This window comes from Streptomyces sp. NPDC041713 (assembly GCF_055591085.1).
The window spans coordinates 83,136-98,710 of sequence record NZ_JBVIZY010000011.1; the positions used below are offsets into that span (position 1 = coordinate 83,136).

General features: G+C 72.5%; 15 protein-coding genes and 1 pseudogene. 5 read left to right on the forward strand and 11 right to left on the reverse strand.

Annotated elements, in window-relative coordinates; genetic code table 11:
* Positions 1-6: 6 nt before the first annotated feature.
* Together ACZ6CV_RS28860 and ACZ6CV_RS28865 are read left to right on the forward strand one after the other, a co-directional pair.
* Positions 7-603, forward strand: coding sequence for a CGNR zinc finger domain-containing protein (locus tag ACZ6CV_RS28860; RefSeq protein WP_469253676.1), 597 nt, complete (start codon positions 7-9; stop codon positions 601-603).
* 142 nt (positions 604-745) lie between these two features.
* On the forward strand, positions 746-1,588 hold the full coding sequence (locus ACZ6CV_RS28865) for a MerR family DNA-binding transcriptional regulator (RefSeq protein ID WP_469253678.1): 843 nt from the start codon (positions 746-748) through the stop codon (positions 1,586-1,588).
* A 47-nt stretch (positions 1,589-1,635) separates the two neighbouring features.
* Here ACZ6CV_RS28865 and ACZ6CV_RS28870 read toward each other — a convergent pair.
* The 4 genes and pseudogenes from ACZ6CV_RS28870 to ACZ6CV_RS28885 form a co-directional block, all read right to left on the reverse strand.
* Positions 1,636-1,953, reverse strand: a pseudogene (locus ACZ6CV_RS28870) (DUF952 domain-containing protein); the annotation flags it as partial.
* 82 nt (positions 1,954-2,035) lie between these two features.
* Positions 2,036-2,908, reverse strand: a complete 873-nt coding sequence (locus tag ACZ6CV_RS28875) for an ABC transporter substrate-binding protein (protein ID WP_469253680.1) — start codon at positions 2,906-2,908, stop codon at positions 2,036-2,038.
* A gap of 238 nt (positions 2,909-3,146) precedes the next feature.
* The gene (locus ACZ6CV_RS28880) at positions 3,147-4,256 is read right to left on the reverse strand and encodes a beta propeller repeat protein (protein WP_469253682.1); all 1,110 of its coding nucleotides are present in this window, start codon (positions 4,254-4,256) and stop codon (positions 3,147-3,149) included.
* Positions 4,253-5,308 (reverse strand): hypothetical protein, encoded by a 1,056-nt coding sequence (locus tag ACZ6CV_RS28885; protein ID WP_469253683.1) that lies wholly within the window; start codon positions 5,306-5,308, stop codon positions 4,253-4,255. The genes ACZ6CV_RS28880 and ACZ6CV_RS28885 overlap by 4 nt, the downstream gene beginning before the upstream one ends.
* Before the next feature lie 215 nt (positions 5,309-5,523).
* On the opposite strand from ACZ6CV_RS28885, the gene ACZ6CV_RS28890 reads away from it, so the two are divergent.
* Positions 5,524-5,997, forward strand: coding sequence for an ATP-binding protein (locus tag ACZ6CV_RS28890; protein ID WP_469253685.1), 474 nt, complete (start codon positions 5,524-5,526; stop codon positions 5,995-5,997).
* Between the two features lie 61 nt (positions 5,998-6,058).
* Here the strand turns inward: ACZ6CV_RS28890 and ACZ6CV_RS28895 are convergent, their stop codons facing one another.
* Positions 6,059-6,571 carry a TetR/AcrR family transcriptional regulator gene (locus tag ACZ6CV_RS28895; protein ID WP_469253947.1) on the reverse strand — a complete coding sequence of 171 codons (513 nt, stop codon included), beginning with the start codon at positions 6,569-6,571 and terminating at the stop codon, positions 6,059-6,061.
* A 324-nt stretch (positions 6,572-6,895) separates the two neighbouring features.
* On the opposite strand from ACZ6CV_RS28895, the gene ACZ6CV_RS28900 reads away from it, so the two are divergent.
* Positions 6,896-7,855: an alpha/beta hydrolase family protein gene (locus ACZ6CV_RS28900; RefSeq protein WP_469253687.1), complete on the forward strand. Its 960-nt coding sequence runs from the start codon at positions 6,896-6,898 to the stop codon at positions 7,853-7,855.
* Positions 7,856-7,877: 22 nt separating this feature from the next.
* On the opposite strand, the gene ACZ6CV_RS28905 is transcribed toward ACZ6CV_RS28900, so the two are convergent.
* Positions 7,878-9,104 (reverse strand): PP2C family protein-serine/threonine phosphatase, encoded by a 1,227-nt coding sequence (locus tag ACZ6CV_RS28905; protein WP_469253689.1) that lies wholly within the window; start codon positions 9,102-9,104, stop codon positions 7,878-7,880.
* Entirely contained in the window at positions 9,101-10,711 is a 1,611-nt protein-coding gene (locus ACZ6CV_RS28910; RefSeq protein WP_469253691.1) for a sensor histidine kinase, read from the reverse strand. Before ACZ6CV_RS28910 ends, ACZ6CV_RS28905 begins: the two co-directional genes overlap by 4 nt.
* Positions 10,712-10,819: 108 nt before the next feature.
* On the opposite strand from ACZ6CV_RS28910, the gene ACZ6CV_RS28915 reads away from it, so the two are divergent.
* On the forward strand, positions 10,820-11,590 hold the full coding sequence (locus ACZ6CV_RS28915) for a response regulator (RefSeq protein WP_358712602.1): 771 nt from the start codon (positions 10,820-10,822) through the stop codon (positions 11,588-11,590).
* Between the two features lie 92 nt (positions 11,591-11,682).
* Here ACZ6CV_RS28915 and ACZ6CV_RS28920 read toward each other — a convergent pair whose 3' ends face one another.
* The 4 genes from ACZ6CV_RS28920 to ACZ6CV_RS28935 form a co-directional block, all read right to left on the reverse strand.
* On the reverse strand, positions 11,683-12,054 hold the full coding sequence (locus ACZ6CV_RS28920) for a hypothetical protein (RefSeq protein ID WP_469253692.1): 372 nt from the start codon (positions 12,052-12,054) through the stop codon (positions 11,683-11,685).
* Between the two features lie 39 nt (positions 12,055-12,093).
* Positions 12,094-12,945, reverse strand: a complete 852-nt coding sequence (locus ACZ6CV_RS28925; RefSeq protein ID WP_469253694.1) for an aldo/keto reductase — start codon at positions 12,943-12,945, stop codon at positions 12,094-12,096.
* A 158-nt stretch (positions 12,946-13,103) separates the two neighbouring features.
* Entirely contained in the window at positions 13,104-14,345 is a 1,242-nt protein-coding gene (locus ACZ6CV_RS28930; protein WP_469253695.1) for a serine hydrolase domain-containing protein, read from the reverse strand.
* 201 nt (positions 14,346-14,546) lie between these two features.
* Entirely contained in the window at positions 14,547-15,359 is an 813-nt protein-coding gene (locus ACZ6CV_RS28935) for a maleylpyruvate isomerase family mycothiol-dependent enzyme (protein WP_469253697.1), read from the reverse strand.
* Between the last annotated feature and the right edge of the window lie 216 nt (positions 15,360-15,575).

A 15,575-nucleotide genomic window follows, 5' to 3' on the forward strand; every position in this document is an offset into this window, starting at 1 on the left:
GGTTACATGGAACCCACCGGCATCACGATGCGCTCCCGCAGCGGTTCCACGTACCGCTTCGACCCCGGCACGCTCAGCCTGGAGCTGCTGACCACCGGAGGCCCGGGCGAGTTCCGGCGTTACGAGGTGCTGCACGCTCCCGGCGATCTGGTGGCGTGGGCGGAGCGGTCGCGTCTGACGCCGACGCCCGCGCTGAAGGTGACCGGGGCGGAGGTGGCATCCGCCCGGCGACTGCGCGACGCGCTGTTCCGCGTGGCGACCGCGCGAGCCTCGGGCGGCGCCGCCGAACCGTCCGACATCGACACCCTGAACGAGGCGGCCGCCCACGCTCCGCTGATCCCCACGATCGCGCCGGGCGGCGAGCGGGGCTGGGCGGACGGCGCCGACGGCACCCGGCTGCTCGCCACGGTCGCGTGCGACGCCGTGGACCTGCTGACCGGCCCGTTCGCCCACCGCATCCGGATGTGCTCGGCCGAGAACTGCGCCCTGATCTACGTCGACACCTCCCGCCCCGGCCGCCGCCGCTGGTGCTCGATGGAACACTGCGGCAATCGCAACAAGGTACGGACACTGCGCGCTCGCCGCTCGGAGGGGAGTGAGTGAGCGGGCCCGGCCCGACCTCGTGGCCCCGTGGGGGGGGAGCGCACCGCACTGCGGCACACCACGACCTTGCTCATAGGATTCCGGGGACGTGATGCAGCCCCGGTACCGACCGGCCGGGAGAACGTCGCCGGGAGGGTCACCGATGAGCGATCAGAGCACGGGGCGACGGGCGGGGGCGGTCGCCGGGAGCGCGGGAGCGGGCAAGGACGCTCCGAGCGGCACCGTCGACAAGGACTCCACACCCGGCGCCGGCGCGCTCCGGTCCGTCGATCTGGCCCGTACGGTCGGCGTCTCCCCGCAGCAGATCCGGAACTACGCCGACGCGGGCATCCTGCCGGCCGCCCCGCGCTCCCCCGCCGGGTACCGCAGGTTCGACGCGGGACACCGGGCGGCGCTGGTCGCCTACCGGTCCCTGGCCCGCGGGTACGGTTCGGGCGCGGCGCGGGCGGTCATGCGGGCCGTGCACGCGGGTGACGTGCCGGGGGCGCTGGCGCTGCTGGACGCCGGCCACGCCGAGCTGCACGAGCAGCGCGGATCCCTGCGGGCGACCGGGGAGGCGCTGCGGGCCGTCGCGGAGGACGGGCCGTCCGCACCGCCCTTGCCGCGTACCCGGCTGCGCATCGGTGAGGTGGCCGCCCACCTCGGCGTACGCACGTCGGCCCTGCGGGTGTGGGAGGCCGCCGGGCTCCTGACGCCGTCGCGCGATCTGGGCACGCACTACCGCTCCTACCTCCCCGCCGACGTCCGGGACGCCCGCATCGTCCACCTGCTCCGACAGAGCCACCACCTGCTGCCGCAGATCCGCCCGGTCCTCGACGACCTGCGGCGCAGCGGCGGCGTCGGCGCACTCCGTACGGCCCTGGCGCAGCGCGAGAGAGCACTGAACCTGCGGGCGCGGGCCATGCTGGAGGGAGCGGCCCAGCTGCACGACTACCTCGCGGACCGCCCTTCGGGAGAGGAGCCGTCCGCCTCCTCCGGGTCGTAGGGTGCCGCCACGGGTGTGCCCCCAGCACCGACGCCCGGTGACGACGGCCACGGGGACACCTCCGTCACCGCGTCGACCGGCAACGGGCCGTAGATGTGCGGGAATTCGGCGCCTCCGGGCTCGGCGGCCTCGTAACGCAGCGGAGCCGTGAGGCGGTCGCTGTCGATGGTGAGGACCACGAGTTCGTCGGGGCCGTCGTAGTCGCCGTAGAGGAACTCGGCGACGCCGCGCAGTTGGGCCGCCGTCGAGCAGTGGATGAAGCCCACCTCGTTCAGCGTCTTCCCGCGCGTCGACCTCTCGTACGTCCCCGATTCCCGGGCGGCGTCCCACAGGGCACGCTCGGTGATGTGCAGCACTCGCGTCATGGATCAACGGTACGTGCCGCCCGAGGCACATCGGCACACCCGGTGCGGGCCTTCACCCGGCACCGTGGCTCGGCGTGCCGGGTCAGGGACGCAGGGGTTGCGCTGCCTCCAGGGCCTCGGCGATCAGGGTCAGGTAGCGGGCGTGTTCCCGTGCGCTGGGCGGCAGTTCGGGGTTCCACGGCAGGACGGGGACGCCCGGCCCGAAGGCGTCGCCCAGCACCGCGGCGTTGCTGCGCACATCGGTGAGGACGATGTCGGGCTCCAGTGCGGCCGCCTCCGCCCAGCCCGTGGTGGACCAGTTGGCGCCCTGTCCCGGCTCCGGGTCCACGAGGCCGACCCCGGCACCGGCGAGCGCGGCGAGGTCCGGCCAGGCGTACGGCCGCGCCAGGTGGACGGAGTCGGGCCCCGCCGGGGAGAGGGCGAGGACGCGCGGCCGTGCGGGGCCCGCGGCCGCGTCCGTCAACCGCCGCTCCGCTGCGGCGAGTTCGGCATCGGCTTCGGGTTGCGGCTCTGCGCCCAGGCTGCGGGCGAGTGCGGTGAGCCGGTCCCTGATCCCGGCGAGGCTGCGCCCGCCGCCGACGTCGAGCACCACGAACGGCACCTGTTCCTCCAGGTGTTTGGCCGCCTCCGGGTCGATGCCGTACACCTGGCCGGTGCCGTAGGTGAGCGCCACGATCAGGTCCGGGTCGGCAGCGAGGAGGGCGTCCAGGTCGAGCGCCGAGCCCGCGCCGAAGTAGGGCAGGTCCGCGATCGGGAGGCTGCCGGCCTTCGCGGGGTCGGGCACGGCCGGATCGTCGTGCGCGGAACCGAACAGTCCGGCCAGCCCTATGCCGTGGTCGTGCAGCGCCGCGCCGGTCGGCAGGTAGGCGACCGGCCGGGACGGGCGGCGCGCGGTCCTGACCAGGTGGTTCCGGTCGTCGGTGAACTCCCATTCCCGGGCCGTGTGTTGTGCCATGATCTCCGACTCCTCCTGCCGTCCCGGGCCGCGGCCCGTCGCGCCGCGACCGTTGCGGTGCTACCTGCCCGGGCGCACCCCGGAGTACACGGCGACGTCCCCGCGCGCCCCTCGACGGCGCCGCGCGCCGCGGGGCGGGTTGCCCCGTCGTGCCGGCGGCCGTCGTCCCGGGATTCCGGCGGACCGGGGTGCGTGCGTCACTCCCGTACGCCTCGATCCGCCGAACAGGCCCCCGCTCTCACTCGAACCGCAGGATGCGCGGCGCGAACGTGCCCTCGGGGCCGTCCGCCCTGCCCACCGACCACACCGACTCCGTGCCCGGCACCGGTGCGAGGCGCAGCATCGAGGACTCGCCCTCCCCCGCCACCGCCGGTTCGCTGTACGGGGTGAACGACTGCCCGTCCCAGGCGAGGAAGTCCGGCCCCGGCACGATCGGCGGGAAGGTCCCGGGCGCGCCCAGCTTCTGCGAGCGGGCCACCGACACCCAGCCCAGGCCGCCGGAGGCGGCGGGTGTCAGGGAGCTGACCGAGCCGAAGTCGGTGGGGACGTCCACATGGCTCCACGACGTCCCGTCCCAGCGGACCAGCAGGGGCGGGATCGGCTTGCCCGGCGGGCCGCCGACGAAACCGGCCGTGCCGCCCGCCCACACCTCCGTCGGCGAGACCGCGAGGACGCTGCCCACCGACGAGCGCGGGAATCCGTCCACGATGTTCTGCTGCCACGCCTGCCCGTTCCAGTGCGACACGGCGGCGCCCGACGCGGTGTCGCCCGCGGCCCAGACGTCGTCCGCCGCCAGGACGTGCAGCCCGTACACGGCCCCCGGCGGCACCGGCACGTCCTGCCAGCTGCCCCCGGCCCGGCGCAACAGTACCTGCGCGCCGCCGCGCGAACCCATCAGCCAGGTCTCGCCGCCACCCGCGAAGACCCTGGTCAGGACGGTACCGACCGGCGGCACGCTCTCGTGCCAGGCCTTGCCGTCGAAGCGGAGCAGACGGGCGGCGCCCGCCGCGTCACGGCCCGCCGCCCAGGCCGAGGTGGGTGAGGTCGCGGCGATGGAGAGCAGCTCCCCCTGCCACCGGGTGCCGAGCAGTGACTGGCGCCGCCAGTTCGTTCCGTCCCAGCGCAGCAGCAGCGGAAAGCCCGGCGCCTCGCGCCCCACCGCGTCGGTGCCCACCGCCCACGCCCGGTCCGCTCCGAACGCCACGGCCTCGTTCAGCCCGGCCTGCGGGCGCACCTGGGCCGGGACCGGAACGTGCCGCCAGGTCCGGGGTTCCGCCGCGGCCGAGGCGAGGACGGTCACGACGGTCAGGGCGACGGCGAGGGCCGCGACGAGAAGTCTTCGCATCATGGTCGGCCTCCCAGCCGCTCGCTCATCAGGTTGGGCTTCGAGCCGTAGATCTCGACGGTGCCGAAGGACAGCAGGGAGGTCCCGGTCCTCGCCAGCGCGCGCGGGGCGACGTCGATCGCGTTGGTGCGCTTCGGTCCGTACGAGAAGGTGGTGCGGTCACCGTCGAGGCGCGCGTACCGGGACCGGAAAGCGCGGTCGCTGCGCACCGGCAGCCACAGAGCGCCGTCCGGGCCGCGCACTATGGCCTCCGTGTAGGTGTCGCCCAGCGGCGGATAGCTGGTGCGCCAGGCGCGCCCGTCCCAGGTCATCAGGTACGTGCGGGCCGACCCGTCCACGTATTGGCTGCCCCCGATCGTGGCCCGTCCGGTGGGTTCGAGCAGGATCGTGTGCACGTTGCTGTTGGACGGCAGCGGCACCTTCGCGTCCCGCCACTCCGTGCCGTCCCAGCGCAGGATCGCGGGGCCGGTGTCGGTGTCGGCCCACGCCCAGGCGTCGGTGGCCGTGCGCGCGGTGATCCCCATCAGGTAGAGCACGCCGTCCGGAGTCGACTGGGCCGTCCAGCCCGAACCGTCGTAGTGCAGCACCTTCAGACCGGTGTCGTCCTCGCCGACCACCCATGCGGCACCCGGCACCGCGGCGAAGTCCTGGTAGGTCCACAGGGTCCGCGGCAGCGGGACGGTGCGCCACGCGCCCGCCGACCGGCGCAGGATCTCCCCCTCCCCCGCGTGGTTGTGGAGGACCCACATCTCGTCGCCGACGAACTGCACCCTGCCGAGCCAGCCCGGCTCACCGGCCCCCGGGAAGGTCGTGTCCCGGCTCCACGCCGTGCCGTTCCACCGGTACAGCATCGGCAGCAGGCCGTCGGCGGTGTGCTCGTACCCCGTCGCCCACGCCTCGGCCGGATCGCGGGCGGCGAGATCGGACACCGTCACGGGCGGGGCGGCCGCCGGTACCGGGAGCGCCGACCAGCCGGGGGTCGCGGCGACGGCCGGCGACACCGAAGCGGTACAGGCGAGCACGAGGCAGACGATGACCGCACGGAGACCGTTCACGAGACCCCCCAGAACGCGCCGGTACGCGAGACCGGTACGCGAGAGTCGCACAGGCTATTGGCGTTCCCGCGCGATGAACAGGGCCGCATCCGGCCGATGCGGGCGGAGGGGCGGGGCTCCGCGGAGGGAGCGAGAAAACCCGTGAAAATCACCTCGTGCCGAGACCACTGTCCCGACGATTTCCGGGTAGGCGGGGTCCTGTGAAACAGGAGTGCTTGGATGACAAGGCCGTCCGTGACCGGGCGGCGGGCGAGGGCGACCGGGAGTCGCTGGTGAGCGAGTTCCTATCGGTGTCTGCGGCGTTCGAGGACAGCGAGGAGATCGGTGCCGCCCGCGATCTGGCCCGCGGCTTCCTGGCGGACGCGCAGTCCGTGCACGGTCTTCCCGTGTCCGGCCGGGCGGTCGGCATGGTGGAGCTGGTGGTCAGCGAGCTGGTGACCAACGCCCGCAAGTACGCGCCGGGGCCGTCGCTGCTGACCCTGGACGTGCAGGGCGACGCCATCGAGGTGAGCGTGTGGGACAGCAGCACGGCTCTGCCCCTCATCCTGCCGCCGGATCCGAGCCGGGTGGGACAGCACGGGCTCGAGATCGTCATGGCCCTGTGCCAGAGCTTCTCGGTGCACCGCGAGCCCGTGGGCAAGCGGATCACCGCGGTGATCGCGCTGACGGAGAACCCCGGCTGGTCGTGACCGGCGGCCACTGCCGTCCGGAAGAAGTACCCGCGCCGATACGTGACGCCGCGCGCCGGCGTCAGGACCCCTGAAGCCCCCGGAGGAGAAGGGCGATCAGGCGGCGCGGATCGTAGCGGGGGTCGTTGTCCCGCCCGACGCAGAGATTGCCGATCCCACGCATCAGCTCGTAGGGCTGCGTGCCGGACCGGATGTCGCCGGACTCGACCGCGGCGTCGAGCAGCTGGGCACAGACGGGCAGCAGCCGGTCGAGGAAGTAGGCGTGCAGCGCGGCGAAGCGGTCGCTGTCGGACTGCAGGGCGTCGGCGAGCCCGTGCTTGGTGACCAGGAAGTCCACGAAGAGATCGATCCACTGGCGGAGCGCGTCGAACGGTGAGTCCGCGCCGGCCAGCAGGCTCGGACCGGCCTGTGCGCACGCCTCGATCTGATGGCGGTAGACGGCGGTGACGAGATCCGCCCGGGTCGGGAAGTGCCGGTAGATCGTCGCCATTCCGACGCCCGCCCGAGCCGCGATCTGCCGGATCGGCGCGTCCACCCCGGCCGTGACGAACACCTCCGCCGCAGCGTCGAGCACCGTCTGCCGGTTCCGCTGGGCGTCCGCCCGCTTGCCCCGGGGCGGGGTCGGTTCCGTACCACTCTCCCCCGTACCGCTCTCCCCCGCACCGTCCTCCGTCACCGCTTCCGCACGGCCATCGGTGGCCACCACGCACCCCTTTCCCATCGACAGGCGTCGGTCGACATCGATCGATGCCGATTGACAAAACGGAACAGCGCTCCGGATACTAAGTGGAGCGGCGTTCCGTTTCAGCTTAGCCGAAACGGCACCCCCTGTCCGCCGTGCCCGCCACCGGTCCAGGAGACCGGAAGGCGGCAGGCGTTACCCAAAGGGAGCCACCTCGTGAGCACATCCACTCTTGCCGATGTCCAGGTCACGACCGTTCCGGTGCTGTCCTTCAGCCCGGTCGTCCTGCCCATACCCGGGCGCCCCGTCGACCTCCAGCTGCGCGTCACCGCACCCGCGACCGGAACCGGCCTGCCCGTCATCCTCCTCTCGCACGGCCACGGCCCCTCGAACCACCTCTCCTCACTGCACGGGTACGCCCCGCTCGCCGAGCGCTGGGCGGCCCACGGGTTCGTCGTCGTCCAGCCCACCCACCTCACCTCACGCACCCTGACCGAGCTGGTCGCCGACGCCCCCGGAGCCCCCGACTTCTGGCGCTCCCGCGCCGAGGACATGAGCGACATCCTCGACCGGCTCGACGTCGTCGTGAACGCCGTGCCCCAGCTCGCGGGCCGCATCGACCCCGACAAGATCGCCCTCGCCGGGCACTCGCTCGGCGGCTTCACCGCCTCCCTCCTCCTGGGCGCCGGTCTCACCGACCCCGAGACCAGGGAGCTGGTGCGACTCGCGGAGCCCCGAATCAAGGCGGGCGTGCTGCTCGCCCCGCCCGGCAGGGGCGGCGACGTCTACAACGGGCCCGCGGCCGCGCAGTGGCCGGTCATCGGGGCCGTCGACTTCTCCACCATGACCACGCCCGCCCTGGTCGTCACCGGCGACAAGGACGACCCCCGGCACTTCACGGACATGGGCCCTGACTGGCACGCCGACCCCTACACGCTCGCACCGGGCCCCAAGACCCTGCTCACCTTGTTCGAAGCGGAGCACGGCCTCGGCGGGATCTCCGGGTACGACGCCGCCGAGACCACCGACGAGAACCCCGCACGGGTGGCCGCCGTCGCCCGGCTCACCGCGGCCTACCTGCACAGCCGGTTCCACCCCGGCGCACCGACCTGGCGGACCGCCGCCGAGGCGCTGACCACGGGACCCGACGCGGGGGGCCGGGTCGAGTCCAAGTAGCCGCGCCCCGGCGGCCGTCGGGTCAGGTCACACCGGAACGGACCGGGCCCGCTCCCGCACGGGGGCCCGGCCGGCTCCCCCAGTCCAGGCGGAGCACCGCGAGGTCGTCGGAGTGCCGCCCCGCGTTCAGCGCGTTCGTCTCCTCGATGAGCAGGTCGACATGGGCCTCCGGGTCCGCCGTCGGCAGGTTCCCGATCAGCGAGAGCAAACCGTCCACGCCGAGCCGCTCGCCGGTCGCGCCGTTGTGCCCCTCGGTCAGCCCGTCGGTGTACAGGGTCAGGGCGCCGGAGGCCGGCAGCGGGACGACAGTGGACGGCCACTTGCGCAGCCCCGGGACGACGCCGAGGGCGATGCCGTGCGCGGCCGCCAGCTCCTGCGTTCCGTCCGCCGTGGTGAGGAGGGGCTCGTGGTGACCGGCCAGGTGGAGGGTGGCGGTGGCGGCGCCCTGGTCGAGGGTGAGGATCGTGCACGTGGCGAACAGGTTCTGGCTGCCGCGTTCCGCGATCAGGATGCGCTCCATCAGGTGCAGCAAATCGTTGCCGCGATGCCCGCCGAGCACGAGCGAGCGCCAGGCGATGCGCAGGAAGACGCCCAGCGCCGCCGCGTCGGGGCCGTGCCCGCTGACGTCCCCGACGACGGCGTGCAGCAGCCCGTCCTCGCCCTCCACCACGTCCAGGAAGTCCCCGCCGAGCAGCGCCCACGCGGCGCCGGGAAGGTAGCGGGTGGTCACCCTGACCGTGGAGGTGTCGAGGATGGGCTGGGGCAGCAGACCCCGTTCGAGGCGGGCGTTCTCCTCGGCCCGCAGCCGGGCGGCCTGGGCCTCGGAGTTGGTCCGCTCGGTCCGGCTGCGGTAGACGGCGTAGCGCACCGTGCGGTGCAGCAGGTCCCCGTCGACCTTGCCCTTGACGAGATAGTCCTGGGCTCCGGCGGCCATCGCGTCCGCGCCCGCCTGGGCCTCGGACAGCCCGGTCAGGACGATGACCGCGGTGTGCGGGGCCAGGCCACGGACCGCGGTGACGGCGTCGATGCCCGACACGTCCGGCAGGTGGAGGTCGAGGAGGACGCAGTCGACCGATCCGCCGGCCAGGTCGGCGCGGGCCTCGTTCAGCGTCGTACGGACGGTCAGCTCGACCCGGAGCCCGGTGTCGTGGAGGAGTTCCTCGACGAGCAGGGCGTCCCCCAGGTCGTCCTCGATCAGCAGGATCCGGTACAGCTGCCCGTCCGGGGCGGCCGGCATGACTGCGGTCATCGTGCGGGCTCCGCGTCGGTGCGGCGGGTCGCCTCCGGCAGGGTCGAGGGGCCGTGGTTCTCCGGCGGTTCGGGCGCCAGCGTGAAGGTGATGCGTGCGCCCTTCGTGTACTCGGGGTCGACGCCGATGGTGCCGCCGTGGAACTCCACGATCTTCTTGCACATCGCGAGGCCGATGCCACTGCCGGAGTAGGTGTCCTTGGTGTGCAGCCGCTGGAAGATCACGAAGACCTTCTCGGCGTACTCCTCTTCGATGCCGATGCCGTTGTCGGTGACGGTGAACCGCCACAGCCCGCCTTCCTCGGCCGCCGTGACGTGGATCTCCGGCGTCACTCCCGGCCTGCGGAACTTGACCGCGTTGCCGATGAGGTTCTGCCAGAGCATGCCCATCTGGGTGGGATCGGCGACCAGCGTGGGCAGCGGATCGTGGGTGATCGTCGCCTCGGACTCCTCGATGCTCACGCTCAGCGCGGACAGCGTCCGCTCCAGCACGGTGTCGAGGTCGACACTCTGGTGGGCGTGGTGCAGCCGGCCCACCCGGGAGAAGTCCAGCAGGTCGTTGATGAGGGTCTGCATGCGGTTCGCCCCGTCGACCGCGAAGTCGATGTACTGGTCGGCCCGGCTGTCCAGTTGTCCGGCGTAACGGCGCTGCAGGAGCTGGGTGAAACTGGAGACCTTGCGCAGCGGCTCCTGCAGGTCGTGGGAGGCCACGTAGGCGAACTGCTCCAGCTCGGCGTTGGAGCGCTGCAGATCCGCGGCCTGTGCGTCGAGGCGCAGCCGTGCCTCCTCACTGAAGGCCAGCTCCCGCACCAGGCGTCGGCGCATGAAGTCGATCTCGCCGCTGAGGTGGCGCAGGTCGGCGGGTCCGGTCGGGGTGATGGGGTGGTCGAAGTCACCGCCGGCGATGGTGCGGGCCTCGGTGCCGAGTTGTTCGAGCGGCCGGTTGATGCCGCGGCGCAGTCCCTCGAAGATGAGCACGGTCAGCAGCAGGATGACCAGGCCGATGGCGGAGAACACCCAGTTGCGCAGGGTGGTGTTGGCCATCAGGTCGTCCCTGACCCGGGCGCGCTCCGCGCGCAGCCGCTCCTGCTGGTGATCAAGGGCCGTACGCACGTGGTCGAAGGACTCCTTGCCCTCCGTCGCCCGGTCCTTCGCCAACTCCGAAGGCGCGCCGGACGGTTCGGCGGCGACCGGCCGGGCGATCCTCTTCTGCCAGCGCGCCACGGCCTCCTGAACGTCCTTGAGGTCCTTCTCCCCCGCGGTGTCGCCGTCCAGCAGGGCTTCGAGCCGGCGGGCGTTCTCCCGCTGTTCGGCGACCCCGCGCCGGTAGGGGTCGATGAACGCGGGCGTGCCGGTGAGGCCGTAACCCCGTATGCCGGTCTCCTGGTTGAGAATGGCCGCCTCGAGGCGGATCGCGGTGGTCAACGTGGGAGAGCGCACGTCCACCAGATCTTCGCTGATGGCCGCGGTACGCGCCAGAACCCATGCTCCCGTGACGCCGAGCAGCGCCAGAACCACCAGGGACGCGGCCACCCCCACGCGGAGCCACCTTCGGGTCGTCCACGTAGAGAGCGTCCGCATGCCCGGTTGCCTTTCCTCGCCGGTCATCCTGTGGACTCCTTGTTGCGAAAGCCGCGCCGGATGTGCGGCCCGCACACTCTAAGGGTTGACAACAGTTGTTGTCGCCAGCGGTCCCGGGGACCTAGAGTGCCTGACATGTCAGGCAAGCACTTCGAGTTGCGGGCGACCCCGCAAGAGACGGCCGCCATCGCGGACACGGCGGTCGGCGACGTCGCGCAGCGCCTCGCCTGGCAGTTGCTGGACGGCCCCGCACAACCCGCGTCGGACGACCCGGCGCAGGCCCTGTTGCTGCTCCACGTGCTGGACCACCTTCAGCAGGCCACCGAGCGACTCCAGCGGGAGGCGGCCGGGGCCGCCGCCCAAGCCGGTGCCGGATACCCCCAGATCGGCGCCGCATGCGGCATGACCCGCCAAGGCGCACGACGCCGCTGGCCGGGGCTCTTCAACCACTCCCACGAGAAACGCACGGAGCGTTCCATGATGACGACCCCCGCCCGCCCCTTCGACGTCCTGCTCGTCGAGGACGACGTCGCCGACGCGATGCTCATCGAGGAAGCCCTCTCCGAGCGCGGGGCGCGCAACCTGGTCCAGGTCACCGACGGGGTCGCCGCGCTGGAGCACCTGCGCACACCGGGTGCGCCGCGTCCCGACCTGATCGTCCTCGACCTGAACATGCCCCGGATGAACGGCCGGGACCTGCTGAAGGTCCTCAAGGCCGACGAGGACCTGCAGACCATCCCCGTCGTCGTCCTCACCACGTCCACCGCCCCGGAGGACGTGACCGGCGCGTACAGCAGTCACGCCAACGCGTACGTGACGAAGCCGGTCAACCTCGAGGAATTCGAGACGGCCGTCCAGAGCATCGACGCCTTCTACCTCGACACGGCGGCGCGCCCCCGCCCCTGAACCCCGCGCGGCCCGGCCCAAGGGCCGACCGGAACGCGCCGACGGGGCGGCCGCGGATCTCTCCGCGGCCGCCCCGTCGGCGTGTGCTCCCCCTACTCCTCGCTCTCGTCGCTTTCGTCGTTCTCCTCGTGCTCGAAGTGCAGGGCGATGGACCGGAGCACGTCCGCGGACGACACCTCCGTGTGCCCCTCGTCGTGGACCTCGGCCAGCTGGGCGAAGGAGAGGGCGAAGGCGGACGTGATCTGTTCGATGACGGGCCCCAGCTCCTGCCCCACCACCGCGGCCACTTCGATGGGGGTCGCGTCGGAGGGGATTTCGATGCGTGGCAGCATCTCCTCGAGCATCGCCCCCACCGCGCCGCTGTTCTCGATCTCGCCGTCCGGGTTCTCGCGGGCCTGGCGGCGCATTTCCAGCGCCTCGGTCAGGATGCCGACGACTCGTTGCATGATCTCGCGCTGCTCCATGCTCGAAGCCTAAACGCTGGCGGAACGGCGATGGCCGGTTCAGCCGTCCATGCGTCGCCGGGCGAGTTGGGCGACCATCTCGGGGTCGTGGTGGTCGAAGAACAGCGACTCCCCGGCGTCGAGCGTGCTGATCTGGGCCATCTGGTGGTCGGAGAGTTCGAAGTCGAAGACGTCGATGTTCTCCGCCATGCGCTCCGCGCGGACCGACTTGGGGATCGCGACGATGCCGCGCTGGGTCAGCCAGCGCAGGACGACCTGGGCGACGGACTTGCCGTACTGCCGGCCGATCTCCCGCAGCAGCGGGGTGGAGAACAGGTCGTTCCTGCCCTCCGCGAAGCCGCCCCAGGACTGGAGCTGGACGCCGTGCTCGCGCATGAGGTGGTGGTCCGCGGAGCGCTGGAAGAACGGGTGGGTCTCGATCTGGTCGACGGCGGGCGTGACCTCGTTGTTGAGGATGAGGTCGAGCAGCCGGTCGGGGTAGAAGTTGGCGACGCCGATCGCCCTGACCCGGCCCTCCCGGGTGAGGGCCTCCATGGCGCGCCACTGCCCGTACACGTCGCCGTAGGGCTGGTGCATCAGGTACAGGTCGAGGTGGTCGAGGCCGAGCCTTTTCAGTGAGGCGTCGAAGGAGCGCCGGGTGTTCTCCTCCGCGGGGCCGTCCTGGACCCACAGCTTGGTGGTGACGAACAGTTCCTGGCGCGGGATGCCGCTGCTTCTGATCGCCCGTCCCACGGCCTCTTCGTTGCCGTAGGCCTCGGCGGTGTCGAGCAGCCGGTAGCCGGCGGCGAGCGCCTCGGTGACGGCCCTCTCGGTGTCCTCCGGCGGGATCTGGTAGACGCCGAATCCGAGGATAGGCATCTCGACGCCGTTGTTCAGGGTGACGTGCTGCATGCGCCTTCCTTCGGTTGCCGGGGCGGAGGTGGGCCGGCGGTCCCTCGACCGCTCACGGATCCACTGTGACCCGCGCTCCCGGCCCGCGCTCGCCCAGACGGCCGACCGGGCCGCGGGCGGCTGCCTGCGGCGCGCGCGGGCGGCTGTCTGCGGCGCGCTCACTTCCGCGCGCACAGCGCGTCGTCGACGAGCCGGTCGGTGCGGCTGTCGCGGTCGTCCGACGCGAGATTGGTGGAGCGCATCACGACGACGCCGCGCCGACCCTTGTCGACGAAGCCGTTGGAGTTCAGGTGGCCGAGGGTGGTGCCGCCGTGCCCCCAATAGCCCCCTCCGCAGCTGAGCTGCGTCCAGAAGATGCCGAGGCCCATCCGCTGGACCAGTTTGCTGCCGTCGTCGGGTGCGGGCACGGTGTCGAGCATCTGCGCCATCTGCCGGGGCGCAAGCAGCTCACCGCCGAGGAGAGCGCGCCAGAAGCGGGTCAGGTCGTTGGAGGTGGTGACGAGATCGCCCGCCGAGCCGCCCCAGGTCATGCTCACCTCGGTGCTGTCGACCAGCCGGCCGCCCGGCTTGAACTGCTGGTAGCCCTTGGCGTGCGGCCGGGGCAGTCCGGTGCGCGTGCCCGCGGAGAAGGTGTGCCGGAGGCCGAGGGGCTCGATGATCCGCCGGCGGACCTCGTCGCTCCAGGTGTGCCCCGTCACCTTCTCGATGATCATCCCGGCCAGTATGTAGTTGGTGTTCGAGTAGCCCCAGCCCTTGCCGGGCTCGAAGAGGGGCCGGTGCCGCAGCGCCATGCCGACGAGGTCGCGCGGCTCGAAGGGGTCGAAGCGGTGCTTCTGGAACTCCTTCTCGTCGGTCAGGGGCAGGTCGTCGTCGTAGTCGGGCAGGCCGCTGGTGTGCTGGAGCAGCTGGCGTACGGTGATGCGCCCGCCGTCGTTGCCGTTGCCCTCCACCACTCCGGGCAGCCACCGGTCGACGGTGTCGTCGAGCCGTATGCGCCCCTCGGCGACCAGCTGCAGCACGACGGTGGAGACGAAGGTCTTCGTGTTGCTGCCCATCCGGAAGTAGCCCTGGCGCGGCATCGGGCGGTCGGTGCCGCGCTCGGCGCTCCCGCTCCGTACCGAGGTACGGCGGCCGCCGTCCACGACGGCCGCCTCGGCGCCGACCACCCCGTCCTTGCGGACGATGTTGTCCAGGCCGCGCTGGAGCTCCGCCCGGCCGTACCCTCCGCCCCCGACCGGGCCCGACTGGGCCCACGCGCCGGAGACCGGCATCGCGAGCGACGCGGCGACGGCGATCGCCGCGACCGATCCGAGGGCGAGCCGGCGGCGCACGGGGGCGGGCCGGGGGCGGGCGGCAGGGGTGCCGTCGGCGACGGGTGCGGAGCTTCGCGGCTGCGTCATGGCGGATTCCTCACATCGCTGGAAGGCGCACGACCCCCACCAACTCAGCATCTGACAGGCCGAGTTGGGGCCGTCGTACGAGCGGTCGGCCGTGTGGCCACCTGAAGATCATTGACCCACGAGGCGGCGGCCGACGGCCATGGAGGAACCCCCCTGAGCGGCGGTACGGATAACCCCACTCTCAGGGGACGGGCGCCCGGGTCAGCCCCTCAGCCAGTCCCCCGCACCCCAGACCCAGTCCGTGAACAGCTTCTCGTCCCCCAGGACTTCGATGCCGTCGGCGAGGGTCGCGCCGCGGCGCCGATAGAGGAGGAGCAACAGGTCGGCGAGGGTGCCTCGGGCCGCTGCGGTGGCCTTGGCGTGGCCGTGGGACCAGGTGACCGGCTCCCCGGTGAGGTCGATCAGCCACTCCCCCGTCCCCTCGGGGGCGTCCGTCGCGTGCAGATGGAGGGTGCGGCCGGGGCCGAGCAGCGCACGGAGCGCCTCCTCGGACTCGTAGGCCTGGGGCAGGGTGCTGAACTCCATCCACTCGTCGAGGCCGTCCAGCGCGACGTCCGCGTCGAGCGTGTACGGGACGCCCGCCGCGGCCGTGGCGTCGAAGCGGTGCACGACGGTCTCGTACGTCATCCGGCGGGCCCAGAAGAGCGGGGTGCCGCCCGGGGCGACCGTCCACACCTTGACCTCGGGCCCCGCCTCGCGCAGCGTCTGCGCGAAACGGGCGGCGCCTTCCGTGAGCCAGGCGGAGAGCCCGGGGATGTCGTCGTCCGCGTCGGGCGTGACGGCGTTGACCTCCTCGTCGGAGACGGGCTCGGTGGCCCGGGTCCGCACCACCGTCTCGGCCCAGCGGTGCGCGCCGCCCACGTGGCGCAGCAGGTGGGCGAGGGTCCAGCCGGGGCACCCCGGCACGGGGGCGGTGGCCTCGGCGTCGGCGACGGCGGAGGTCAACAGGGCGGTCTGGTCGATGATTCGGTCGGCGTAGCGGTCGTGGGCCGCGGCGGGGCTCGGACGCGTCATGACGTCACGGTAAACCACCGATCGCGGGGTACCGGGCGCGCTCCAGCGGCAGTTGAGGAGGTGCCGCCGACGCGATGCGGACGTGCCGCCGAGGGAATGCGGATGCGCCGCTGAGAGATTGCGGACGCGCCACCGCCGGTTCACGGATGCGCCGCCGGGGCGCTCGGCGCCTTCGACCTATCATGACGACGTGGGTGCGGGAGCACCGCAGGTCAC

Excerpts from the sequence above, each read along its gene's own strand:
- ACZ6CV_RS28865 (WP_469253678.1), top strand. The coding sequence starts at position 746 with ATGAGCGATCAGAGCACGGGGCGACGGGCGGGGGCGGTCGCCGGGAGC.
- ACZ6CV_RS28915 (WP_358712602.1), top strand. The coding sequence starts at position 10,820 with ATGTCAGGCAAGCACTTCGAGTTGCGGGCGACCCCGCAAGAGACGGCC.
- ACZ6CV_RS28905 (WP_469253689.1), bottom strand. The coding sequence starts at position 9,104 with ATGACCGCAGTCATGCCGGCCGCCCCGGACGGGCAGCTGTACCGGATC.
- ACZ6CV_RS28930 (WP_469253695.1), bottom strand. The coding sequence starts at position 14,345 with ATGACGCAGCCGCGAAGCTCCGCACCCGTCGCCGACGGCACCCCTGCC.
- ACZ6CV_RS28910 (WP_469253691.1), bottom strand. The coding sequence starts at position 10,711 with ATGACCGGCGAGGAAAGGCAACCGGGCATGCGGACGCTCTCTACGTGG.
- ACZ6CV_RS28935 (WP_469253697.1), bottom strand. The coding sequence starts at position 15,359 with ATGACGCGTCCGAGCCCCGCCGCGGCCCACGACCGCTACGCCGACCGA.
- ACZ6CV_RS28860 (WP_469253676.1), top strand. The coding sequence starts at position 7 with ATGGAACCCACCGGCATCACGATGCGCTCCCGCAGCGGTTCCACGTAC.
- ACZ6CV_RS28925 (WP_469253694.1), bottom strand. The coding sequence starts at position 12,945 with ATGCAGCACGTCACCCTGAACAACGGCGTCGAGATGCCTATCCTCGGA.
- ACZ6CV_RS28880 (WP_469253682.1), bottom strand. The coding sequence starts at position 4,256 with ATGATGCGAAGACTTCTCGTCGCGGCCCTCGCCGTCGCCCTGACCGTC.
- ACZ6CV_RS28875 (WP_469253680.1), bottom strand. The coding sequence starts at position 2,908 with ATGGCACAACACACGGCCCGGGAATGGGAGTTCACCGACGACCGGAAC.
- ACZ6CV_RS28920 (WP_469253692.1), bottom strand. The coding sequence starts at position 12,054 with ATGGAGCAGCGCGAGATCATGCAACGAGTCGTCGGCATCCTGACCGAG.